Source organism: Ruegeria sp. AH7 (assembly GCF_056541325.1).
In genome coordinates this window covers 52,642-77,254 of sequence record NZ_JBQFYF010000006.1, presented here as the reverse complement: position 1 = coordinate 77,254, position 24,613 = coordinate 52,642, and the positions used below count along the sequence as shown (strand labels likewise).

General features: G+C 55.5%; 18 protein-coding genes. 8 read left to right on the top strand and 10 right to left on the bottom strand.

The window, feature by feature from the left end:
* Positions 1-895: 895 nt before the first annotated feature.
* On the top strand, positions 896-3,934 hold the full coding sequence (locus ACR0JX_RS14900; RefSeq protein ID WP_480544571.1) for an AAA family ATPase: 3,039 nt from the start codon (positions 896-898) through the stop codon (positions 3,932-3,934).
* Positions 3,935-3,986: 52 nt separating this feature from the next.
* On the opposite strand, the gene ACR0JX_RS14895 is transcribed toward ACR0JX_RS14900, so the two are convergent.
* The gene (locus ACR0JX_RS14895) at positions 3,987-5,582 is read right to left on the bottom strand and encodes a GMC family oxidoreductase (protein ID WP_480544569.1); all 1,596 of its coding nucleotides are present in this window, start codon (positions 5,580-5,582) and stop codon (positions 3,987-3,989) included.
* A gap of 109 nt (positions 5,583-5,691) precedes the next feature.
* Between ACR0JX_RS14895 and ACR0JX_RS14890 the strand changes: the two genes are divergently transcribed.
* The 4 genes from ACR0JX_RS14890 to ACR0JX_RS14875 all read left to right on the top strand — a co-directional run bounded on the left by ACR0JX_RS14890 (position 5,692) and on the right by ACR0JX_RS14875 (position 9,813).
* Positions 5,692-6,930 (top strand): TRAP transporter substrate-binding protein, encoded by a 1,239-nt coding sequence (locus ACR0JX_RS14890; protein ID WP_480544567.1) that lies wholly within the window; start codon positions 5,692-5,694, stop codon positions 6,928-6,930.
* 68 nt (positions 6,931-6,998) lie between these two features.
* On the top strand, positions 6,999-7,664 hold the full coding sequence (locus ACR0JX_RS14885; protein ID WP_170535419.1) for a TRAP transporter small permease subunit: 666 nt from the start codon (positions 6,999-7,001) through the stop codon (positions 7,662-7,664).
* Positions 7,664-9,022 carry a TRAP transporter large permease gene (locus ACR0JX_RS14880; RefSeq protein ID WP_480544566.1) on the top strand — a complete coding sequence of 453 codons (1,359 nt, stop codon included), beginning with the start codon at positions 7,664-7,666 and terminating at the stop codon, positions 9,020-9,022. Before ACR0JX_RS14885 ends, ACR0JX_RS14880 begins: the two co-directional genes overlap by 1 nt.
* A gap of 11 nt (positions 9,023-9,033) precedes the next feature.
* The gene (locus tag ACR0JX_RS14875; RefSeq protein ID WP_480544564.1) at positions 9,034-9,813 is read left to right on the top strand and encodes an IclR family transcriptional regulator; all 780 of its coding nucleotides are present in this window, start codon (positions 9,034-9,036) and stop codon (positions 9,811-9,813) included.
* 234 nt (positions 9,814-10,047) lie between these two features.
* Here the strand turns inward: ACR0JX_RS14875 and ACR0JX_RS14870 are convergent, their stop codons facing one another.
* Positions 10,048-10,524 carry an Lrp/AsnC family transcriptional regulator gene (locus ACR0JX_RS14870; protein ID WP_480544563.1) on the bottom strand — a complete coding sequence of 159 codons (477 nt, stop codon included), beginning with the start codon at positions 10,522-10,524 and terminating at the stop codon, positions 10,048-10,050.
* Positions 10,525-10,654: 130 nt separating this feature from the next.
* On the opposite strand from ACR0JX_RS14870, the gene putA reads away from it, so the two are divergent.
* Entirely contained in the window at positions 10,655-14,128 is a 3,474-nt protein-coding gene (putA, locus tag ACR0JX_RS14865; RefSeq protein WP_480544562.1) for a bifunctional proline dehydrogenase/L-glutamate gamma-semialdehyde dehydrogenase PutA, read from the top strand.
* A gap of 122 nt (positions 14,129-14,250) precedes the next feature.
* Here the strand turns inward: putA and ACR0JX_RS14860 are convergent, their stop codons facing one another.
* The 6 genes from ACR0JX_RS14860 to acnA all read right to left on the bottom strand — a co-directional run bounded on the left by ACR0JX_RS14860 (position 14,251) and on the right by acnA (position 21,603).
* Complete coding sequence (locus ACR0JX_RS14860; protein WP_480544561.1) at positions 14,251-15,771, bottom strand: tripartite tricarboxylate transporter permease; 1,521 nt, start codon at positions 15,769-15,771, stop codon at positions 14,251-14,253.
* Between the two features lies 1 nt (position 15,772).
* Complete coding sequence (locus ACR0JX_RS14855; RefSeq protein WP_480544560.1) at positions 15,773-16,276, bottom strand: tripartite tricarboxylate transporter TctB family protein; 504 nt, start codon at positions 16,274-16,276, stop codon at positions 15,773-15,775.
* 73 nt (positions 16,277-16,349) lie between these two features.
* Entirely contained in the window at positions 16,350-17,336 is a 987-nt protein-coding gene (locus ACR0JX_RS14850) for a tripartite tricarboxylate transporter substrate-binding protein (RefSeq protein WP_170535431.1), read from the bottom strand.
* Positions 17,337-17,372: 36 nt separating this feature from the next.
* The gene (gene rraA / locus ACR0JX_RS14845; RefSeq protein ID WP_480544559.1) at positions 17,373-17,864 is read right to left on the bottom strand and encodes a ribonuclease E activity regulator RraA; all 492 of its coding nucleotides are present in this window, start codon (positions 17,862-17,864) and stop codon (positions 17,373-17,375) included.
* The gene (locus tag ACR0JX_RS14840; RefSeq protein WP_480544558.1) at positions 17,861-19,015 is read right to left on the bottom strand and encodes a PrpF domain-containing protein; all 1,155 of its coding nucleotides are present in this window, start codon (positions 19,013-19,015) and stop codon (positions 17,861-17,863) included. The genes rraA and ACR0JX_RS14840 overlap by 4 nt, the downstream gene beginning before the upstream one ends.
* Complete coding sequence (gene acnA, locus ACR0JX_RS14835) at positions 19,015-21,603, bottom strand: aconitate hydratase AcnA (protein WP_480544557.1); 2,589 nt, start codon at positions 21,601-21,603, stop codon at positions 19,015-19,017. The genes ACR0JX_RS14840 and acnA overlap by 1 nt, the downstream gene beginning before the upstream one ends.
* Positions 21,604-21,690: 87 nt before the next feature.
* Here acnA and ACR0JX_RS14830 point away from each other — a divergent pair, with 87 nt between their 5' ends.
* Together ACR0JX_RS14830 and ACR0JX_RS14825 are read left to right on the top strand one after the other, a co-directional pair.
* Complete coding sequence (locus ACR0JX_RS14830) at positions 21,691-22,362, top strand: IclR family transcriptional regulator (protein WP_480499250.1); 672 nt, start codon at positions 21,691-21,693, stop codon at positions 22,360-22,362.
* Positions 22,363-22,461: 99 nt separating this feature from the next.
* A complete protein-coding gene (locus ACR0JX_RS14825) occupies positions 22,462-23,334 on the top strand; it encodes an isocitrate lyase/PEP mutase family protein (RefSeq protein WP_480544555.1) in 873 nt (290 codons plus the stop codon).
* Between the two features lie 85 nt (positions 23,335-23,419).
* Here ACR0JX_RS14825 and ACR0JX_RS14820 read toward each other — a convergent pair whose 3' ends face one another.
* Positions 23,420-23,617 carry a TRAP transporter large permease subunit gene (locus tag ACR0JX_RS14820; RefSeq protein WP_480544773.1) on the bottom strand — a complete coding sequence of 66 codons (198 nt, stop codon included), beginning with the start codon at positions 23,615-23,617 and terminating at the stop codon, positions 23,420-23,422.
* Between the two features lie 230 nt (positions 23,618-23,847).
* Entirely contained in the window at positions 23,848-24,531 is a 684-nt protein-coding gene (locus tag ACR0JX_RS14815) for a GntR family transcriptional regulator (protein WP_480544553.1), read from the bottom strand.
* Positions 24,532-24,613: the final 82 nt, after the last annotated feature.

Sequence of the window (24,613 nt, the reverse complement as noted above, 5' to 3'; positions counted from 1 at the left end):
GCCAATCCTATGATGGCCAAACGCGCATGGACGTAGGAGCAAGGCTCGCATCAGGTCCAAGTTCAGACGAGTTAGCGAGTGCAACAATCACCCCAGAATCCAGCGCCAACCCAAAGAATCCCTTCAATGTGCCCAAAGTTTGTTTTCTTCCTGCCTTCATTGGGGAATTGGTTAAGATAGAAAAAGCGGCCCGAAATCACCGTTTTCGCCCATGGAGCGGGTGAGCAGACTGAATGGGAACGGTCTGCATTCTCACTTTTGTGAGTTCGGCATGACAGACGACCTGCCCTCTTATGTTTCGCCCCCAGCAGAGCTTTAAGCGCTACTGAAGCATTGCGAGTTTGGGGTGTTTCAATTGCGGGATCGTCGCCCACAATCAGTAAAAGAACTGCACTATTGGCGAAACTATTTTGACCAAATGCGTGGTGTCACTTTCGAATCTCAGTTGCGAGTTCTCGAAAACGACACGGATTTCAACGACGCTAGAAACACTGGCGGAACAACCAGCTTCATCAGTGTTTCTAATTTGTCGACAATCTATCACATTTAAAGCATTATATCATAATACACTATGCTTTGGCCCGGAGGATTGGGCGGGGCATATTTGGAAGATCGCACAAATGGGGGAACGTGCAATCAGATATCTCATTCCCGGATTCTGGCCCCGAATTGGGATTTAGATACCTAAATGTCTTGGTTTTGATGCCTTTTAGAAAGACGCCGCTGTAACCAATACCTGTTTCCCTTCGTGCAGAGTCAAAAAGACCCTGAGGAAGCTGGCCAGATGAGTGAAGTTGTATGTAAGCGGTGCGGAGTTCCTTCCCAGGCTGGTGGGAATTTCTGTTCAAGCTGCGGTGCCCGTATCGGAGAAACCAGCGAAGCAAGATCACAATACATGACCGTTCTCTTCGTTGATCTCGTTGGTTCTACGGATGCAACACAGCATTTTGGCAATGAAGCTATGTTCGAGGTGATCCAGAGCTTTCAAAGCCAGTGCCAGCAGGAAATCCAGAATGCGGGTGGCTTTGTTGCGAAATATATGGGCGACGGCGCCATGGCCTATTTTGGTTATCCAAGGTCGATCAAAAACAGCGCCGCCACCGCAGTTGTTTGCGCAATTAAGATCATCGAAATCGCCTCTGCGCTGAAGATAAAAGGAAAGCTTTTGCAAGCCTGCTGTGGCGTCGCAACAGGATGGAGCGTTGTAAACACTGTGCGCGCTGGCGAGGCGGCTCAGGAAGCCTTGGCTATCGGTAACGCGGTGAACCGCGCTGCGCGGCTGCAATCGCTGGCGAGCCCAAGCAGCATCTTCTTTTCATCCGAAGTCAGGCGGTCCATTGATCAGGCGGCGCTTAACCTTAGAGAGGTTGGTGAGACGGCGCTCAAAGGCTTTCGCAATCCAATTGATGTTTGGGCGATTGACGTTCCGCACCTGACCAGTGATCAGGCCATGCTGGCGACAGGCAGTATCCTGAATGACCAACAAGGTTTTCAGGATCAACCCGCGCTATGGGACGGGCAAGTGGAATTGAACCCGGTCGGACAGCCATTGCTGGGCCGCTCTGACCTGATAAGCCAGATCAGCACCTGTTATGCAGACGCTGTTTCGGGCCGATTTGCATTTGCAGACGTTATGGCCCCCGGAGGCTATGGCAAGACAATGCTGGCCGAGCAATTCCTAACGTCAGTTCCGAATGCAAACGTCATACGCGTCGTGGGATCCCTTCACCGCAGCGAGCAAAGTTTTGCATGTTTCAATGCCGCGATACGTACGTTGATCGCTCAAGAGCAGAACGGAAAGGACCCCGCCGCTTCCCTCGAGGAATGGGCCCCGGAAGGTATGCTAGACGGCCTTCAGCGCCTCTTGAATATGTCGCAAATACCTGTCGCGCCAATCGTCCGCCAAGGCCGGATTACAGAAGCATTACAAGCAATACTCGAACGCGAGCTTGCCAAGGGACCACTCATACTGTTCATCGACGATGCCCAATGGCTTGATGAGGATTCTGTTGCATTCCTTACCGTGCTTTCGCAGGTTTTTCGCAACCAGCCGCTGTTTTTGTTGGCGACACACAGGCTGGAAGGGCGAAATCTGCAGGTAGAAGCAGACTTGCGTATCGATCTGACCCCACTTGCAGATCACGATGCGGGTAGACTGATAGGATTTCTCGACCCAGATAACCGGCTCAACCAATCGACGCGCGAAAAAATAATCGAACGCGCGAATGGCATACCGCTTTATGTGTACCATTACACGATGACCCTGCTAGAGCAGCCGCAAGCGAGTATCGAGGCAGCCATACCACAAACCCTGATAGAAGCACTGCAGCAACGGCTGGATGTCGATGAGGATGAAAGGCAGTTGGTCGAGGTCGTCGCCGTCCTGCAGGACTATGCAACAACGGACGTGGCTGCTGCCATGATGAACAAACCAGTGCACGAGGTCCAAAAGACTACGGACACGCTTGTCTATCGCAGTTTGCTTCGGCAAAGGGGTACCAACGAGCTTGCGTTCGATCATGCACTGCTGCGCGATGCGGTGGTCACATCTATGTTGAACACGCGCGCCCGCAAGCTGCACGGGGACGCGCTGCAGGCCTATCGGGCGATCGCACCTGAATCTCTGAAGGCCAATCCTATCATCGAAGCAAAGCACTTGATTGGGTGCGAAGACTATGCGCAAGCCATCCCTAAACTGGCCGAGGCCGCTCAGGTCGCAACCATGCGCGGTGAGATCGCCGAAAGCGTGCGTGTCGCGAAAATTGCCAAGGGGCTACTAGAGAAAATCGAAGATCAGGATCTGCGCAATCGCCTGGAAATGTCGACCGAATTTGTACTTGGCAACGCGCTGGTCCAGCAGGGGGGGTTTGGATCCCCTCGTGCGGCAGCGGCCTATGGGAATGCACTGGCACTGTGCGAAGCTATCGCCGGGGGTGGTGAGCTTGAATTCCAGATTGCGTGGGGCATATGGACTCACGCTTACACCTTGTCAGATGTGTCGGGCACCGTGCGGATGGTTGAGCGCATGGAACACATCGCCAAAGTCGATCCCAAGCTGGGCGTTGTTTCTAACTGCGCACGATCGGTTACGAGCTTCAGCCTTGGTGAATTCGCCGAGCAAGAAGCATCCTATCAGCGCACCGCCGAACTGTATGACTTTGATCAACATAAGCTGCATGTAATGACCTATTCGATGGATTGTCTGGAACTGGTCCATCTATTCCGGGCGCACGGGCGCTTTATCGCGGGTGATGCTGATGGCTGGGAGCAAGCGTTGGCCTCGGCCCGCGCGCATGGGGAACGGTTGGATGTTGCGCCACTTGTCCCATATATTCGCGTTTTCCGCACAGCAGCACGTTGTTACGCGCCAAGCGGCCTACCGATCCGCGACGAACTGGAACAGGCCAAGTCGCTGGCTGAAACATTTGGGCAGCCCTTTTGGATTGTCGGCGCAAATCTCTGGATGGCTGCTGCGCGCTACCACAACGAAAGCCCCGCCGCGGCGCTGGCTGACTTGGAAGCCGCCATCGCGGGGGCTGAGGCTCTGGGCATTCGATTTTTGACCAGATACCACGAAGCATTGCTCGCGCATGCCTATGCGTGCGTGGGGCGACATGAAGACGCCGAAGGATTGTGGGCAACGATTGACACGCCCGAAAACGCCCAGGGCAACACGATGATCTGGCCCGAAATTCTGCGGCTGCGCGCGGAATCTCGCTATCTGGCAAAAGCACCTGCAGATGTACTGGTGAGAGATTTGGACCACGCAGAACAAATGGCCCGAGATATCAGGGCACTTGCCTGGCTGGCCCATATTCTAGACAGCCGCAGACGTCTGCAACTGTCTTCATCCGAAGAAGTTCTGTTAGCAATTCAAAAGATTATGCCAAGCGGCGCGGAACGTCATCCTTCATTCAAGCTATTTCTAGAGTAGTTTTGGTCTACCCGCCTGTTGGGGCGAATCCCGGCTCTGGCCAGCCCGTAGATCAGGCATCAACCATTATCAGATCGCTCGCTTTTTCACCGATCATAATCGCCGGTGCATTGGTGTTGCCACTGACGATTTCGGGCATGATCGAGCAATCCGCGACGCGCAGGTTCGATATTCCATGGACCTTCAGTTTGGCATCAACAACCGATGTCTCGGCCTGTCCCATCGCGCAGGTACCGGTAGGGTGATAGATTGATGCGGTGTTCGATCTGGCCCAATCCAATGTACCTTCATAGTCGTCAAGGCTCAGCTCTGCCGATGGTCGAAACTCCTCAGAGATTTTCGAGGCAAGTGGATTCTGTTTGGCGATCCGCCGGGCGATGTTCACCGCATCGACCATGGTACGGCAATCGGTTTCTGTTGATAGGTAGTTCGGAATGATTTTTACGTGCGTGGATGGATCAGGGCCGTTTAACTTAAGCTCCCCACGGCTTTCCGGGCGCAACTGGCAAACAGACATTGTGAAGGCTGAAAACGGGTGCACGCCCTCCCCCGGGCTATCGGCGGACCAGGGTTGGACATGGAACTGAATATCCGGCGTTTCGACATCTGGGCGGGTCTTTATGAAACCTGTGGCCAGGCTGGCCGCCATGGTCATCGGGCCCGCGCGGAAAAGGGCGTATTTCAAGGCGATACGCGCTTGATTGAATAGACTGCGCACCTCATCATTCAGTGTAGGTTCATTGCATTTGAAGACCAGCCGAGCCTGAAGATGATCCTGAAGACCTTTGCCAACACCCGGCAGCGCGTGCAGCGGTTCAACGCCGTTTTCCTTGAGGTGATCCGGGTCTCCGATCCCTGACAACATCAAAATCTGGGGCGAGTTGATCGCACCACCCGACAGGACAATCTCGCTTCGCACTTTCAGAGTGTGCTCCACCCCAGATCTATCACGGTACACTAACCCGACGGCCTTCTTGCCGTCCAGGATCACGCGCGATACCAAAGCTTTGGTGATGATGTTCAGGTTTTGGCGATCGCGAATGGGCTTCAGATAGGCGACAGCAGCACTACAACGGCGACCATTGCGCGTGGTCAGCTGAAAATACCCAACGCCCTCTTGTTCGGCGCCGTTATAGTCGGGATTAAAGGGGTAGCCTTCGGCCTGCGCGGCGGCGACCCATGCATCACAGATTGGGCGCTGAATGCGCATGTTCGACACAGACAATGGCCCGCCAACACCGTGGAACTCATCCACGCCCCGTTCCTGATCTTCGCTGCGTTTGAACAAGGGCAACACATCGTCCCAGCCCCAGCCTTCATTGCCCATCTGGCGCCAACGGTCATAGTCTTCTTTTTGTCCGCGGACATATAGTAGCCCGTTCAGCGAAGATGAGCCACCTAAGACTTTGCCGCGCGGCCAGTCGATGGACCGACCGTTCAGGCCGGGGTCGGGTTCGGTGCGATAACACCAGTCGACTGACGGATTGTGCATCGTTTTGAAGTACCCAACAGGAATGTGAATCCACGGGTTTGTATCGCGCCCGCCGGCCTCTAGCAGAGCAACTGTGCTCTTGGGATCAGCGCTAAGCCGATTGGCAATAACGCAGCCCGCAGACCCCGCGCCAACAACCGCATAATCCACTTCCATGACTGCCTCCTCCCAAAGTCGCTGAAAAAAACTCTATGCAAGATGCAAGAATTATACTAGCATTTTTTGATACAAATAGTCTCATTATTTGCGATCAGGGAGGTAAGCAATGGAGATTGGTCAGAAACTAAGTGGTATTTCGCGGCGGGATTTCTTCCGTGTGGCCGGACGCTATGGCATGAGCTCGACGCTGCTAGCAGCAGGCGGGTTCGGCGGCGCGATGAGCCTGGCGAATTTGGCGCAAGCCGCTGAGTCAACCTATGAAAAGCGCTTTTCAAAAGAGCCGAAGCACACGCTGAAATTCGGCGCTTCTGGCTTCAACACCCGCAACCTTCTGATCGAACGCGCCGGAGCCATCGAGTTTGCGCGTGATCTGGAAGAGCGTACGGACGGTGAGATTCGCATTGAGTTCATCGGCGATAACCAAATCTGCGGTCAGCTGAGCTGTGTCGAGAAAACGCAGCAGGGTATCGTCGACATCTATGCAGCCTCAACTCAGAACTCTGCAGGTGGCGCACCCTATTTGAACGTGTTGGACTATGCCTATATGTTCCCAAGCCGCGCAGCGCAGTATCACTTCTTCTACAGCCCCGCGAGCCAGCGCATCCTGCGCGATCCGCTTGAGAAACGGCATGGGCTGAAGTTCCTGTTCACCCATTGCGAGTTGCGTGGTCTGCAAATGGGTTCGAACTTTGCCGACAAGCCAACCGTGACCAAGCTGGAAGAACTGTTTGGCACCAAAAACCGTGTAACAGGTACACAGCTGGGCCGGATTGCCATGCAATTGCTGAATCTGAACCCTGTGCCTGTCGCTTGGGAAGAAACCCTGGACGCGCTTAAAACGGGTCTGATTGATGGGGCCGAAACTTGGGCCTCGGCCGTGGCCTATGCCAACATGGCGCCGGTGGTTTCGCAGTCGGTGAACCTGAAGTTCTTCTGCGGCACCGAGCATACCTCGATGTCGGCCAAGGTGTTCGACAGCCTGGGTGGTGATTTGCAGGACGCAGTCATGGAGTCCTCGTATTTTACGCAGGCTCTGATTCAGGGCGCCAATGAAGCTGCATTGTTGAACACGGTTGGCTTCTCAGAGCCGCAATTGCCGAATACGATCTTCGCCGAGAACGGTGTGCGTCCGGCCTTCCTGGCCGATGACCAGATCAAACTGGCCGAAGAGATGTGCGCGCCCAACTACAACCCCGAACCCTGGGCACAGTGGCGCGAGCGTTTGAACAAATGGGCCGGTGGCATCGACACCTATCAGGAAATCTACGACATCGCGCGTGAAATTCCGGCTGACACCCTGCCCGAAAATGTCGAGCCGCGCCGTTGGTGGATGGGCCAAGCCTAATCTAAGCTCTTCAAGAACCGGCCCGTTTGGGCCGGTTCCACAAAACACCGACTGGGAGGACGGGGCTCATGTCATTTTGGGCAGACATAGGCGCAATCTTTAGCGCTCTTCTCACCTTTGATTCATTCGAGATACAATCTGCACTGGAATCCGACGCGACATGGGTTTTGGGCGCAATCGTCGCGGCCTTGGGTGGGCTTCTCATCATGTGGGTTTACCGGAAAGTGCCCTTTGTTGAACGCCATTTTGAACGGTCCGTGATGGTCTATTCCTACCTGGCGATTGCCTTCATCATCTTCTGGGGCGTGATTGACCGGTTTGTGTTCAACGATCAAGAACCCTGGTCAACGACCATTCCGCCGCTGCTGTTCATGGTGATGGCATGGTTCGGTGCCTCCTACAACGTCCGCCTGCGTACACATCTGAGCTTTAGTGAATTCCGCACCTCCATGCCCCGCGCCGGTCAACTGGCCTGTTTGATCCTAGACGCGGTCCTTTGGTTCATCTTTGCGGTGATCGTCATCGTGACCACCACGCGGTTGGTGGCGCTGTCGGCTTCGAACTTCCAGATTGTCCTGGGGACTGACAACATCATGCAGTGGTGGTTCCTTCTGGCCGCACCGCTTTCGTTCTTTCTGATGGTTGGACGGGTGTTTCAAAACCTCGCCGACGATCTGCACAATTGGAAAACAGGCGAGCCGCTGATCAAGCAAGCCGTGATCGGAGCAGACTGATGACAGATGGAACCATGGTTACACTGATCTCGCTGGGGGTCACCTTCCTTTTCATGCTGGGCGTGCCCGTTCTGCTGGTCATCGGCTACTGGGTCATCGGCTGTTCCTTTGTCCTTGGCCTGACGCTGGACAACATGGGCGCAGAGCTTCTGAATGTTTTCAATAAAGGCTTTGCCCTTCTGGCGATGCCCCTCTTCATTTTGACAGGTGACCTGATCAACAAGTCTGGTATCGCCCGAAGGCTTAGCGACTTCGCCTATGCCTGTCTCGGATGGATACGCGGCGGGCTTGCGATGGCGTCATTGGGCGCTTGCGGATTGTTCGCTGCAATCTCAGGATCAAATTCTGCAACCACCGCTACTATTGGTTCCATGTTGCATCCGGAGATGGTGAAGGGTGGTTATGACGAACGGTTCAGCGCGGCAACCGCTGCGGCGGGCGGCACGGTGGGGATTATCATTCCTCCCTCGATTATCTTCATCGTCTACGGATTCCTGATGAACCTGCCGATTTCTGAGCTGTTCGTCGCAGGTATCCTGCCCGGCGCGCTGATGGTCTTTGGCATGCAGTTTGCCTGCTGGATCATCTGCCGCATGAATGGCTGGGGCCACTTGATCCCGCTGCAACTGAACCGGGTGCTAAAAACCGCGTTCGGAGCTTGGCTTGGCTTCTTCGCCATTGGCCTGGTGCTGTGGGGCATCTACACTGGCAAATTTTCCCCCACTGAGGCGGCGGGCGTGACCGTAGGCTTCTGCGTCATCGCGGGACTCGTCAGCTATCCGATCAACCGCATCATGGGCGCGCGGAATGACATTCCACCCACCGAAAAAACCTTTGCCGAGATGTTCGTTGTCGAAGGGTTCACAATTCCGGAAATCCCTTCGATCGTGATCCGATCGGCGCAGATCACAGGTATCCTCGCACCACTTATCGCAATTTCAGTCGTGATGCAGCAAATCCTGTCTTTGCTTGGCGCACAGGAAACTATCGGTAACTTCGTAACCTCAATGGGTGGCTATCATGCGGTTTTGTTCACCTCGATGGTAATCGTCTTCTTCTCCGGCATGGTGTTGGAAAGTCTACCGGTCACGATTATCTTGGCCCCAATCTTGGCCCCCATCGCGGCCTCGGTTGGCATTGATCCGATCCACTTCTCGGTGATCTTCCTGGTCGGCGCGTCCATCGGCTTCATCACACCCCCTTACGGGTTGAACCTGTATGTCGCTTCAGGTGTGACCGGAGTGCCCTATTTCCGGCTGCTCAGATACACCGTGCCTTATCTGGTATCTTTGCTGTCAGTATGGATTTTGGTTTCACTTGTGCCCGATCTGGCCTTGATCCTGCTGCCAAATAACTAGACTGTTGCGGGATGGCCCTGACGGAAACACAAGAAAAAGAAACTCAGATCCCGACCAACTTGCGCCTTCTCCTCATACTAGAGGAGGTGGCGCGGCGCGGGGTTGCCGTTAAACCATCTGATCTTATCGACGCATTGGGATTGGCAAAACCAACGGTCCACCGCCTATTGCAAACCGCCGAGGCCGAAGGATTCCTGCAGCGTGATCTGGATGGCCGCTCATATGGCCCCGGCCACCGGCTAAGATTGCTTTCAGTCAATACGTTGTCTTCCGAGCACCTGCGTACAGCGCGTCTGGCGATCTTGCGCAGCGTCGCCGAACAAGTGGGTGAGACCTGCAATCTCGCCACCCCGGACCGTGAAGGTATGATCTATCTGGACCGGGTCGAAACCAAATGGCCGTTGCGCATTCAATTGCCCGTCGGTACACAAGTGCCGTTTCATTGCACCGCCAGCGGAAAGATGTACCTTTCCACATTGCGGCAAAAGACACTGGACGGCTTTCTTTCCGCCGGCAATCTGCAACCGCAGACCGAACGCTCGTTGACCGATCCCGATGCTTTACGCACAGAAATCCAACGTATCGCCGGCAACAGGTATTCCACCGATGATGAAGAGTTCATGACCGGGATGACTGCTCTTGCGGTGCCTGTTCAGGATGGGCAGGACAGGTTGGTTGCAACACTTTCCGTTCATGCGCCAACTCAGCGTCATGACGTAGAAAGCCTGATGTCTTTCTTGCAGACTTTGCAGAAAGGCGCGGCTGATCTTTCGGCGCTTCTGGCAGAATGATCCATTTCATAAATACCCATCACGACGCCAGTTGATCTACTGATTTGTCAACGTGAACCGCTGATGGGCCTGATCCACCGATCTGATACGGTGCAGATCAATCGCCGCAATCGATGAGCGAAAGGCCATCAGTTTTGGTTTCATCATCTTTTGACAAACCGACTCAAACGCCAGCAAATCGGAAAATTTCAAAGCCACATATCACGTATACCAGTGTCGCGTTTACAGCTGTGCCTAAAATGTTTCGCTGTCTTTGACAGATTGCATTGAGACATGGGTCGACGTGCTGGCGACGTTAGGCAGGGACGAGATGGTTTTTCCCAGCACTTCGCGAAATGTCCTCATGTTCGATGTACGGATCTTGATCAAATAATCGAATGCCCCCGCAATCATATGGCACTGTTCAACCTCTGGCACCTTGCGCACCGCTGCATTGAAAGCGGACAAAGCGGGCTCGGTCGTATCGGACAGCTTGACCTCGACAAAGGCCACTTGCTCCAGGTCCATCTTGGCCGGATTGATTACGGCCTGAAAACCAAGGATGATCTCATCTTCCTGCAAGCGTTTCAGCCTGATCTGGCATGGGGTTTTTGATAAACCAACCCGCACAGACAACTCTGTAACAGGTATTCTGCCTTCCCGCGCAAGAATCGCAATGATTGCGCGATCATGGCGATCTAATTGCCTATTCTTGCCCGATATTTCCACCATTATGCCTGCTTATTTCAGCAATTTCAGTACTTTTTTCTACCTTTTTGCCTTTCTTTAGGCAACACGAATTCTGGAACTCTGATATCCTACGCGGCAAGCGTCAAAGCGCAAAGAACTCAGGAGAGCTGCAATGTCAGAGTTGGCTACAATCAGGAACCGAATTCGCCAGAACCATTTGCGTGACGAATCCGAGGTTCTGAGAGAACTCACCCAAGCGGCTGAACTGACAGCATCTGATCGTGCAGCAGCACGCAACCGTGCAATTGCTCTGGTGAAATCGATCCGGGCCGACGACAAACCCGGCTTGATGGAGGTCTTTCTGGCCGAATACGGCCTGTCCACCAGCGAAGGCGTTGCCCTGATGTGTCTGGCCGAGGCGCTGTTACGCGTGCCGGATGCAGATACGATCGACGCCCTGATCGAAGACAAAATTGCACCTTCGGCCTGGGGCCAGCACCTTGGCAACTCCTCTTCCTCACTGGTCAACGCGTCGACATGGGCGCTGATGCTGACTGGCAAGGTTCTTCAGGAAGGCAGCGGCCTTGTTGCGACCCTGAAAGGCGCCGTAAAACGCTTGGGTGAGCCGGTGATCCGCGCGGCTGTCGGACGTGCGATGAAAGAAATGGGGGCTCAATTCGTTCTGGGTCAAACCATCGAAGAGGCGGTTAAGCGCGGCGAGAAGAAAGAAGCGCAGGGTTACACCTATTCTTACGACATGCTGGGTGAGGCTGCACTGACGGCAGCAGATGCAAAGGGGTTCTTTATCGCCTATCAGGACGCCATTGCCGCTCTGGCACGGGAATGCCGCTCCAAGGATATTCGCGAAAACCCGGGCATCTCGATCAAGCTGTCAGCGCTGCATCCCCGCTATGAAGTTGGTCAGAAAGACCGGGTCATGGCCGAGCTGGTGCCGTTGACACTGAAACTTGCACGGCAAGCGAAATACGCCGGCATGGGCCTGAATATTGACGCGGAAGAGGCTGACCGGCTCGACCTTTCGCTTGACGTGATCGAAGCCGTTCTGCGTGATCCATCGCTGGCAGGCTGGGATGGCTTTGGGGTTGTGGTTCAGGCCTACGGAAAACGTGCGTCTCATGTGCTGGACTGGCTGAACGCGCTGGCCACCGAACTTGATCGCAAGATCATGGTGCGTCTGGTCAAAGGCGCCTATTGGGACACCGAAATCAAACGGGCACAGGTCGAAGGGCTTGGCGGGTTCCCCCTGTTCACCCGAAAAGCAGCAACCGATGTCTCCTATATCTGTTGCGCCAAAAAACTGCTTGAGATGACGGATCGCATCTATCCGCAATTTGCCACGCACAATGCACATTCGGTCGCGGCCATTCTGGAAATGGCTGATGACAAGCGCGCGTTTGAATTCCAGCGCCTGCATGGCATGGGGGATTCACTGCACGATCTGGTGCTGGAAGGCGAAGGCACCCGCTGCCGTATCTATGCTCCGGTTGGCGCGCATCGCGATCTTCTGGCCTATCTGGTCCGCAGGTTGCTGGAAAACGGCGCAAACTCTTCCTTCGTAAACCAGATCGTAGATGAAGCTGTTCCGGCCGAAGCCATCGCCACCGATCCGTTCGAAACAATTGCCACCCCCGACCGCAACTCATCTGTGCTGATGCCGAATGCTCTATACGGGACCGAACGCCCGAACTCGCGCGGTTGGGATTTGCATGACACAACCGATCTGGCAGAGATTGAACAGGCCCGCACCCCCTTCCGAAACACCGTTTGGAATGTCGGCCCGATCATCGAAGGTGAGGTCATCGGTGACCGCGTTCTTGACGTAATCAACCCGGCTGATCACGCGGACAAGCTGGGAACTGCAAAGCAGGCCGCTGCAGAAGACATGGAAACAGCGCTGAGCGCGGCAAAGGCCTGGAGCGCGGATGCCCAAACGCGCGCAGAGGTTCTGAATAAGACTGCGGATCTGTACGAGGAGAACTTCGGCGAAATCTTCGCAGCCCTGACCCGAGAAGCCGGTAAAACCCCGATGGACGCCATTGCCGAGCTGCGCGAGGCCGTCGATTTCCTACGCTACTACGCAGCGCGTGCATTGGAGCTGAACCGCCCGGCGCGCGGGGTGATCGCGTGTATTTCGCCCTGGAACTTCCCTCTGGCGATTTTCTCGGGCCAAATCGCGGCGGCACTTGCAGCAGGTAACGGCGTGATTGCAAAACCCGCCGAACCGACGGCCATCATCGCCTCAATCGGAGTTCGTTTGATGCATCAGGCGGGTGTGCCTATCAGCAATCTGCAATTGATCCCCGGCCGTGGTTCCGTTGTCGGCGCCAAAATGACGTCTGACCCCCGCGTCAACGGTGTGTGCTTCACAGGCTCGACCTTCACAGCCCAGACCATCAACCGCGCAATGAGCCAAAAGATCGAACCCGGTGCCCCGCTGATCGCAGAAACTGGCGGGTTGAACGCCATGATCGTCGACTCCACGGCGCTGCCCGAGCAAGCGATCAAGGACATTGTCGCATCGGCGTTCCAGTCCGCTGGTCAGCGCTGTTCGGCCCTGCGTATCCTCTATGTTCAGGAAGATGTCGCAGATACGGTTCTGGAAATGCTCTATGGCGCGATGGACGAACTGGTCATCGGCAACCCTTGGGATCTAAGCACAGATGTCGGTCCGGTCATCGAGGGTGGGGCGCAGAAAGAAATCCTGGACTATATCGAGGTTGCACGCCGTCAGGGCCGTGTCCTCAAACAGTTTGCTATTCCCGACACGGGCACATTTGTGCCGCCCACCGTTCTGCGCGTTTCGGGTATCGGCGACATGGAAAAAGAGGTCTTTGGCCCGGTCATGCATGTCGCGACCTTCAAAGCATCGGAGCTGGATCATGTTGTCGATGCGATCAACCAAACCGGGTTCGGTCTGACCTTTGGCATGCATTCGCGGATTGATGATCGGATCGAGCAGGTCACATCGCGTGTGAACGCAGGCAACATGTATATCAACCGTAATCAGATTGGCGCGATCGTTGGATCGCAGCCGTTCGGGGGCGAGGGTCTTTCAGGAACCGGGCCAAAAGCAGGTGGCCCCTCCTATGTGAGGCGCTTTACCCAAGGCACGTCCAGCCAGCTTCCAGCCGAAACCGGAACCATGGCATCGCTAGCCGATGTTCAGAAGGCGATTGACGCAACGGCGACCCCCGAAAGGCTGGCGCTCAGTACTTCTGAATTACCCGGCCCAACCGGAGAATCCAACGTTCTGTCGACCTATGGTCGTGGTAAGGTTCTGTGCTTGGGGCCAAATCTTGTCGCCGCGCAACAGCAGGCGTCGATTGTTCGCGCACATGGCTGCGCTCCGATCACGGTCGCACCCGGTGCACAAGGCATCGGCGCAATAGACGGTGTACTCGACCCGGCTTCTCTTACCGCGCTCCGTGGCTTTGACCTCGTCGTTTACTGGGGGTCAGAGGCCGAACAGCGTGCCATAAGAAAAGCGCTGGCAGATCGCGACGGCGCCCTTATCCCGTTGGCCACTGAAAGCGATTTCGGCGAACGCTGCGTAATGGAGCGCCACGTCTGTGTCGACACCACGGCCGCAGGCGGTAATGCAAGCCTGCTTGCAGAGGCCAGCTGATGTTTGTGTTCTCAGGCGGCTAAAGCTGCGGCATTGCTTGACAAAGACGATAGATAATCACGCGCCAGACCTAACTCTGTCTGGCGCGTGACCCGCGATACCCACAACACCAAGGTTGAACATCAGTCGCCGTCGGCAACCCCTTTGGCGCGCGCGACGGCCCGACGCTGACGGTAGCTTGGAAGCAAAACCAGTATGACGGCGATCGCCAGAAGCCCTAAAGTCATCGGGCGCTCCCAGATAAAGCCCATGCCATCATAAAGCTGCATTGCACGCGAAAAGTTGTTCTCAAGCAGCGGCCCAAGGATGAACCCGATCAGCAGCGGCGCCAGTGGATAGTCTGCAAAGCGCAAGATCGTCGCGCAGACACCGAAGCCGACCAGTATCAGCAGCTCTGTCGCGTTGTTCTGCCCGATATACGCCCCCATGAGCGTAAAGAACAAAATAAAGGGGATCAGGAAATTGCGCGGCACCGCCAAAACCTTGGCGATGTAAGGGATCAGCGGCAGGTTCAGGATCAGCAGAACCAGATTGCCCAGATACATCGAAATGATCACGGCCCAGAAAATCTGCGGCTCATCGATCATCAGCCGTGGACCCGGGCTGACATTCAAGGCGATCAGAGCCCCAAGCAGAATCGCGGTTGTGCCCGACCCGGGAATACCCAGCGTCAACAAAGGCACAAACGATCCGGTACAGGCGGCATTGTTGGCACTTTCCGGTGCGGCAATGCCTTTGATCTCACCCTTGCCAAAGCGTTCTTGTTCTTCCTTCGGTGCGATATTCCGTTCGACCGCATACCCAAGAAAGGATGCAATGGTCGCGCCTGCCCCTGGCAAGACGCCAATAAAGAAGCCTTGAATTGATTGGCGTCCAATCACCGGTGCAATCTTCTTGGCCTCCTCCCGGTCGATGCGTAGATTGCTGATCTTGCCGCTATCACCATCGCCGGTTTTGGACCGATTGGGATCAAGCACCAGGTAAATCGCCTCGGGCAAGGCAAACATGGCCATCGCAAGCGTAATGAAGCCAAAGCCAGATTGCAGGTCCATGATCCCCATGGTGAAACGCGGCGAATTGAACAGAACGCCTTCGCCCACCGTGGCCATGATCAGACCTAAAAACGTCATCAACAGCGCTTTGCCAACCTGTCCTGTACCTGCAAATGCTGCAATGGCGGACAAGCCGACGACCATTAGCGCAAAATACTCTGAGGAATGGAACAGCAACGCCACCGAGGCCAAAGCTGGGGCAAAGACCATCAACAACACCGCCCCAATTGTACCACCCGCAAAGGATGAGATCGCGGCAACGGTCAGCGCCTTACCCGCTTGGCCCGAACGAGCCAGCGGATAGCCATCGAAACTGGTGGCCACTGTCGATGCCACCCCCGGCGCGTTGATCAAGATTGATGAAGTCGAGCCACCAAAGACTGCGCCGTAATAAACCCCTGCCAAGAGGATCAGTGCCGCTGAAGGATCGCCAATGGTGATGGCAACCGGGATCATGATCGCAATGATCGACATCGGCCCCAAACCCGGCAACATGCCAATGAAAGTTCCGATCAAACACCCACCGATCACCATCAGGATGTTTGTGAGTGTAAAGGCCGTTGCGAGGCCTGTCATAAGTCCCTCAAGCATATCAGCCTCCGTTTGCCATAGCGGTCAGAAATCCGGGGAACGGGCTTAGGAAAATCCCAAGCACCACATCAACAAGATACCAGACAACACCAGCAGCGACGCCGCCGACAACAGCCATCAGAACGTATCGTCGCTCTCCAAGTATGAAACTGCCAATGCTTAGAAACAGGAAGGTCGACGCCAGAAATCCCAAGGGGCGCAACAGCAGCGCATAGGCGACCATCAGCGCCAGTAACATCACAGCCTGGCCGACCTTGTATTCATGCAGTTTCGCAAGATTGATATCTGCCGGTTTTTCTTTCTCGGGCGTCTTTTCCAAACCCAGAATGATCGAAAGGGCCATCAGAATGGCGCCAATAACCAGCACTTTGGGAAAGCTCGAAGGCCATATCGGGCTGCGCCGCATGATTGGCGGCAGCAAATCATCCATGGTGAAAAAAGCCGCATAGCCATAGGCCAAACAGATCAAAAGAATGACAAGCGCAATCCAGCGATCCAGTGCCATTTCATCCCCTCCCCAAATTACTTGAGGCGCCCGGCTTAGGGCCGGGCGCCTTTCTTAGCTGTGAACGGTCGACTTAGAGGAAGCCAAGCTTCTTCATCAGATCGCCGATTTCCTGTTCCTGCTGTTCCAGGAAGGTACGGAAGTCATCACCGTTGTTGTGGATGTCGACCCAGCCGTTGCGATCACGAACTTCCACCCACTCCGGCGTACCGTACATCTGGGTCAAAGCGTCCTGATAAGCCGCCAGCTTGTCGTCAGGCAGACCAGGGGCCGCGAAGAACCCACGCCAGTTGACGAACGCGGTGTCATTGCCCTGCTCTTTCATGGTTGGAGCATCTGGATAGGCGTCCACTCGATCATCCGAGGTCACGCCAATGATGCGCACCTCACCTGCTTTGGCCAGTTCAACCGCTTCGGAGAAGCCTGTTGAGACTGCCTGAACTTCGCCCGACAGCAGGCCTGCCATGGTGGCACCGCCGCCATCATAAGGGACGTATTTCATGGCCACTGGATCAGCGCCCGCCGCCTGGAAAACCATGGCTGCAACCAGATGGTCCATCCCGCCGGGAACTGATCCGCCACCAACGGCGGTCGAATTTGGATCAGCATTGAACGCTTCGATCAGCCCGTTCAGGTCCTGAATTGGCCCGTCCGCCGCAACCACCAGCGCCGCATAGTCACCGATCGTTCCGGCCACAAGCGTCAGATCGCGGAAGTTCTGTGGGAACACGCCTGTCAGCGACCGGATTACGATAGGCGTTGAGTTGACCATCAAGGTGCCATGATTGCTGTCTGCGTTCTCAATCAGATAGCCGATGGCCTTACCACCACCACCGCCCGACATATTCTCATAGCTCGCAGTTCCGACAAGCCCTGACTTTGTCAGTGCCTCGCCAGTACCACGGGCTGTACCGTCCCAGCCGCCGCCAGCGCCGCCAGGAATGAGAAAGTGAATACTGTCCACGACTTCCTGCGCTTGAGCAAGCGTCGGCATCCCCAGCGACATCGCTGCCACCGCAGCAGCCGCAAAGGTCCGGCGTGTAAGTTGAAATTTTGCCATTGTTTCCTCCCATTGGTTGGCATTTCGTTATTTTTGTTAGATCGGATTCTGTGCCACCAGAATTCCGTCTTGATCACAGAAGATGTACTGCCCCGGCTCAAACAGAGTTCCACCAAAGGCGACAGGAACATTGATTGCCCCAATGCCGCTCTTGCCTGATCGAACCGGCGTCGTCCCAAGCGCTTTGATCCCAAGGTCAAGACGCGCAAGACGTTCACTGTCACGAACTGCCCCGTTTATGACGATCCCTGACCATCCGTTGGCAATCAGCCGTTCTGCCATCATATCTCCCAGCAATGCCGTGCGCAGTGATCCGCCGCCATCCAGAACAATGACACCGCCATTTCCCTGCAAAGTAAAGAGTTTCTCTTGAACCAGCTTGGTATCTTCAGCCGTGACTGCGGTGTGGATACGCCCCGCAAAGCTTCTTTTTGCTCCATAATCCGTGAACTGTTGACGTACCGGCCAGAGCTTGTTGGGATGCGCATCGCTCAGGTCTGCTGTGGGTTTATCGTTCGCATTGATCAAAGCGCACCCTCCGCCAATTCGGCCGGATACAGCACCGCACCTTCCATGAGGCGCCTTTGGGTTCGAAACGTTCCGGCAGATATCGCCTCAGGTCCAGATGGACGAGTCTGGACATTCGCAGTGGTCGGCAAATTACCCGACGGGTTGCCGATGCGCAGGTCCTGAGTTGTGGGTTGCGCGATCTTTTGCACCAGCGTGCCCGGTATCTGGGCAGCGACTGCAGCGCACATCGCTCCGGTCAATGTAATGGCACGATGAAAATTCCCCATCGAGACAAGCCGTACATTCACGTCATGGCTGCCCGGTCCATGCGCACGTCCATCAAGGGCCGTGAATCCCTTGGAGTCACCAAGCATGGCGACCTTCGGGCTTGAGCGTTTCACGTCTCCAACAGATGAGGCCATCCCCATCGCCACAGCCCCCGCTGCACGAATTTGCTCTATCAGCGCCATGAATTCAGGATCACCATCCAAATCCTGCGGAGGTTCGGTGGCCGTTTTGTTCAGATCCGCAGCACGGCAAAACACCACCGGATTGGCTGCATCGATCAAGGAGACCTCAAGCGCCCCGAACCCGTCAATCTGAAGAACATCAACAACATTACCTGTTGGCAGCAGCATCCCGGTGCCCGCACCACCGGGGGCCAGAAAGTCTATTGTTACCTTTGCCCCAGCCCCGGACACACCGGGAATCTCAAACGAGCCTTCTTCCACGGGTTGGCCATCGCGCACTGGAAAGCGCGCGTGATAAATACTGTCGGTATTGGTGCTGTAGATGCGAACAAGTACTTCGTATTGACCCGCTGCAACCGGAACCATCCCTTCCTCAACAGCGAAGGGCCCGACACAGGATGACATGTTTCCGCAGGCCGAGCCGTAATCGGCAACTGGCTCATCCACCGCAATTTGTACGAAGGTGTACTCCACATCCGCATCGTCCCGGCTCGACGGTTCAACAATCACCACTTTGGACAGCGATGACAGCCCCCCGCCCATTCCGTTCAACTGCCGGCCATAGGGGTCCGGGCTACCCAGGACGTGCAGGAATATGCGATCACGCACCATCTGATCCTTGGGCAAATCTGCACCGTTGAACACAACCGCCTTCGAGGTCCCGCCCCGATAGAATGCCGCTCGCAACCGCTCTGCCATCAGGCCGCCCCAGCCAGAAAACCGCGAAACGCGCGCGGCAACAATCCGCCCTCGGCAAAGGTCGCGCGTTCGCCGTCATTGTAGAGGCGAAGGTCCAGCGGCGTGGTTTGGGTACGACCATCCTTTCGATGGATGGTCAGAGAGGCTGTGTTCAGGTCCTCACTGAAATCGATATCAAAGGTCTCGGACCCGTCCAGTTGCAGGCTTTTGCGGTCTACACCTTCCGAAAAACACAGCGGCGCGATCCCCATATTCACAAGGTTCGAGCGATGAATACGCTCGAAACTTTCTGCGATGACGGCACGAATGCCAGCCAACCACGGGGCTTTGGCCGCTGTGTCCCGGGAGGAGCCGCAGCCATATTCCTTACCTCCGATCACGACGAGTTTCTGATCCCGGTCCAGATAGGTTTCGATCGCCTTGAAAATCGATGTCACGTGCCCATCGGGCTCCACCCTGGTCCAGGACCCTTCTTTGTCGGGGGTCATTTCATTGCGCAGGCGATAGTTCGCGAATGTCGAGCGAATAACAACGTCAGAACAACCGCGTCGGGTTCCGAAAGAATTAAAGTCGCGTTGCGCGACGCCTTGTGCCTGCAAAAACTGCCCCGCTTCTGACTCGGGCGTGATGATACCCGAAGGTGAGATATGATCTGTCGTTACGCTGTCGCCCAGAATAGCCAACGGGCGCAGATCCCGCAGGGGTTCAAGCCCAATCTTCTTGGGGCTGATGTCTTTTACGAAAGGCGGGAAAGAGACATAGGTCGAAGGCTCCCATGCATAGGGCCCTTTCCCAACATCCATGGCATTCCACTGATCGTTGACATCCCCGATGGTCGCGTAATTGTCGCGGAATTCTTCAGGCGTCACGTAGATCTCAACAATCCGCGTCACCTCATCCGCAGAGGGCCACAAATCATCCAGCATCACGGGGTTGCCATCTTGATCGGTTCCCAGCGGTTCGGTTGTGATGTCTTTCAGGATCGTTCCCATCAAGGCATAGGCCACAACCAGAGGCGGCGAGGCGATCATGTTTCGCGATGCGAGCGGGTGAATCCGCCCGGCAAAATTCCGGTTTCCTGACAAGACCGCAATGCCTTTGACATCATGTGCCTTGATCGCCTCTTCATGCGCGGGCTCAAGGGGGCCGGACATCCCATTGCAGGTCGAGCAGGAAAACGCGGCAACCTCAAAGCCAAGCGCATCCAACGGATCTTGCAGGCCGCTTTCAGACAGGTATTTGGCCACTACGCGCGAGCCCGGCGCCAAAGAGGTTTTGACATGCGGTTTGACAGTCAACCCACGCGCTACAGCGTTGCGGGCGACAAGGCCAGCCAAAACCATGTTGCGGGGGTTGGCTGTGTTGGTGCAGCTGGTAATAGCCGCAATGATCACGTCACCATCGCCAATGTCATGTGCCGCATTGGGCACGGGCACTCTGCGCTCGACCTCACCTTCGAAACTCAGGCGATCCGTTGCAGCCGCAAGATCGATCCGCTGTTCCGGGCGCGACGGGCCAGAAACCGAGCGGCCAATCTGATGGAGATTGAGTTCGACAACCTGCTCATAGTCAACCGAAGCATCCATACCCTCGACCCACAGGTTCTGCTCTTGGCAATACAGCTCGGCCAGTTTGGCACTGTCGTTGCGGCCGGTCTGACGCAGATATCCGATTGTACGCTCATCCACCGGGCAGAATACCATGGTCGAGCCATATTCCGGGGCCATATTGGCAATGGTGGCACGGTCGGCCACACTCAGTTCAGCATAGCCGCTGCCAAACAGCTCAACGAAGGTGTCGACCACCCCAATCGCGCGCAGCTTCTCGGCGATGACCAACGCAATATCCGTGGCGGTCACATGGTCTGAAGGCTTACCCGTGACCTCAAGCCCGATCACGCGTGGGACGTTTACTGGCGTGGTTTCGCCGAACAGCAACGCCTCAGCCTCGAGCCCGCCAATACCCCAGCCGATGATCCCAAGCGCGTTGATCATCGGGGTATGGCTGTCAGTGCCCAGGCTAGAATCCGGGATCAGTATATCGGGGTTCTCATTGGACGGCAGAACCGTCTGCCCAAGATATTCAAGGTTGACCTGATGGCAAATGCCCCCTCCGGGTGGGATAACCCGCAGCTTTGGGAACCTCGCCTCACAGGCTTTCAGAAACGCAAAGCGTTCGCGGTTCACCTCAAACTCGCGATCCATGTTCTTGGTCAGCGCAAGCTTTTCAGCCCAATGATTGATGGACATGGAATGATCGATTACCAGATCGACCGGCAAACTCATATCAACCACGTTCGGGTCGCCACCCACCTCTTCCAAACGGTTGCGCATGGCCATGATATCGATCAGCGCTGGAATACCCAGCATGTCATGCAGCAACAGGCGTGCAGGGCGAAACGGAACCGCATCCCCGGCCCGCGCGAGTACGTCCAGCGCCGCTAAACCACCCTCGGAATGACGCGCTGCATTCTCAGCCAAAACCCGCAACGAATAGGGAAGCGTCCGATAGTCGCGCCCCAGCAAGGCACAATAATCCACGGCCCGGAACGACGTATTGGCGATTGGTTTGTGTATAGCGTCTATCACGGTGGCCTCCAGAATTGCCACCAAGCTAGACAATGCCAAAGAGATACAGCAAGGTTGATCCAGTATCGTTTCATCTGACAGAACGCCATGCCATCGAACAGAACGGAATCCGTCGAGCGCGCCATGTCAATCCTAAGCGCGTTTTCGACCCAGCACCCCATCATGTCTCTGGCCGAGTTGGCCGAGGAAACCGGGCTGCACAAAAGCACCATCCTGCGCATAACAAATTCCATGAGCATCTATGGTTTCATCCAGCGTGACGAGGACGGCCGGTTCAGTGTGGGGCCCAGTGTCTGGCGGCTTGGATTGATTTTCCGGCGTGATTTTACCAAGCGCGAACATGTCGCCCCGTCCCTGAAAATCCTGGCTGAGGCCACCGGGGAAACGGCCTCTTTCTATGTGCGTTCTGGCAATGAACGCATTTGTTTATACAGAGAAAACTCACCTAACCTGCTGCGCTTTCACGTCGAAGAAGGCATGCGCCTGCAATTGTCGACCGGGGCCTCAGGGCTGGTACTGCGACACTTCTCGGGCGAGGATGTTGGTGACCTGGCGAAGTTCAACAAAAACGGCACAGCCAGTTCCGAAGGCCAAACCAATCCAAACATCTCATCGGTGGCCACTCCAGTCTTCGATGCCGAAGGGCACCTCATAGGCGCGCTGACGGTCTCGGGTCTGGCCAATAGGTTCGACGCCGAAACAAGGGCAAACACGATCCCTTTGCTTGAAAGTCTGGCGCGTAGTCTGACCACAAGTTGACGGATATTTCACCAGACAGAACGCAAGGTCGCTCAACTTGCCACATTAACCGGGCTTCGATAGGCATTCGGGTAACCCCACAAGCCGGAGGGCGCGCCGATGATGAATCATGAGATCAACAAAGCATTCCGCGAACGCCTGAACACAGGCACAGCGGTTCTGATGCCCGGTGCTGCCAATGCCCTTGCCGCGCGCGTGATCGATCAGCTGGGTTTTGAAGCGGTCTATATCTCAGGTGCGGGCTTGACTAACACCAATCTGGGCATGCCTGATCTGGGCTTTATCTCACTCCCCGAACTTGCGCAGCATACATCGGCCATTCGCAACATCACGGAACTGCCTATCGTGGTTGATGCAGATACTGGTTTCGGCAATGCCCTGAACGTACACCACACCGTGCGCACATTGGAACGTGCGGGCGCCAGCGCGATTCAGCTGGAGGATCAGATCAATCCAAAACGATGCGGCCATTTCGCGGGCAAGGATGTTGTCGATATGGTCGAAGCGCGCAACCGGATCAAGGCCGCCGTGGACGCGCGTCGGGATCCAAATTTCCTTGTGGTTGCCCGCACGGATGCCAGCGCCACGCAAGGGTTCGATGCCGCGATCGAACGCGCCGAGGCGTTCATCGAAGATGGCGCCGACATCACATTTGTCGAAGCGCCCCAAAGCATGGAAGATATTCGCAACATCCCCAGGCGCTTGAATGGCACACCGCAATTGATCAACCTTGTTGTTGGCGGCAAAACCCCAATCGTCGACTTTTCGGCACTGGATGAGATGGGCTACGGCCTTGTGCTATATGCCAATGTCGCGTTGCAGGGTGCATTGAAAGGCATGCATGATGCGCTGTCCCTGCTGAAATCAGATGGTCGGATGGACGAAAACGGACCGGTGGCGAGCTTCGAGGTACGGCAGGGCGCAGTTCAGAAAGCCTATTATGACGAAATGGAAAAGCGATACACGGAATGACATTTCGCACTCCGGTTGCTGACCACGTATTTAACTGCACCGAGCTGCAAGTGTCGTCCTGAATCACCAGTTGCTGCACGCCAAATTACAGACCTACAAGCATATCGGGCAACCAGGTTACGACTTCGGGGAACAGAATGATCGCCACCAGCACCAACATCTGCGCCTCGACAAAAGGCAATACCCCGCGATACATTTGGCCATAGGTCATGTCACGTGGCGCGATTGAGCGTAGATAAAATATCAAAAGGGCCATGGGCGGTGTCAGATATGAGTTCTGGATAACGACCGTTTCTGAAGGTAAATGCCCTTACTGGCCTCGATGTGCCGCTATGAATTTGCAAACAACACAGTTTGAAGGCGTCTCTGGAACAGATTAGCAGGATTGGCTTGGGCCAGGCACACGCCGGCATTTTGAACGGGCTGCGTTCAGAATTGTCACCTGAGGGTTTGGACTGGGCCGAAACGGCTTGTACTGCCATCTGGAAATAGCGGGGTGTGTACCCCTTCAATTCATCTTTGGGCCTCAACAGCACGCTTTGAGGCAATCATCTCAAGCAACTGTTCCTTGGTCCGCCGGATATGCGAGGTCAAAAGCTCGCAGGCGTCTTCCACCTTGCCGTCCCGGGCCAATTGCAGAAGGTCGCGGTGTTCCATCTTTGCCGGTTCACGCTGTTTCATGACACTCAGATGCATCCTAACATAGCGGTCTGATTGCATATTTATGCGGTCCAGCAGCTCTTGGGTGAGCTTGCGATCCGAGGCTGTATAAAGCGCCGAGTGATATTCGTGGTTCAAAATTCCCCATCTACTGACGTCGTTGTCGTCGTAAGATGTTTCCATCTGCTTAAGAATTTCTTCACAGCGGGCGAAGTCGCTGGCATCCATTTTGGGGATGGATCGGCGAAAAAGGTCGACTTCAATCAGGCTGCGCAGATCGAATATCTCTCCGATTTCACTGAGGGAATGTTTGGTGACCGACCCGCCACGATTGTTGGTCCACTGAACAAGACCTTCAGCATTCAGGCGCTTCAACGCCTCTCGGATCGGCATCCGGGACACGTCATAGTCTTCGGCCAGCGCCTCTTGTCGAATTGTTTCGCCTTCTGCCAGCTCGCCGCTGAGGATACGTTCACGCAGGTCATTTGCGATGACGTCTGGAAGGCTTTGCCTTGTGATCGCGCGTTTTCCCGCCATTTCCGCCCTTGCCCAGTTACGCTCTGAAGATACGCGTAGCGACTAGTGGTGGTTTTTCCAAGCAAAGCCGCATATCCGGTAT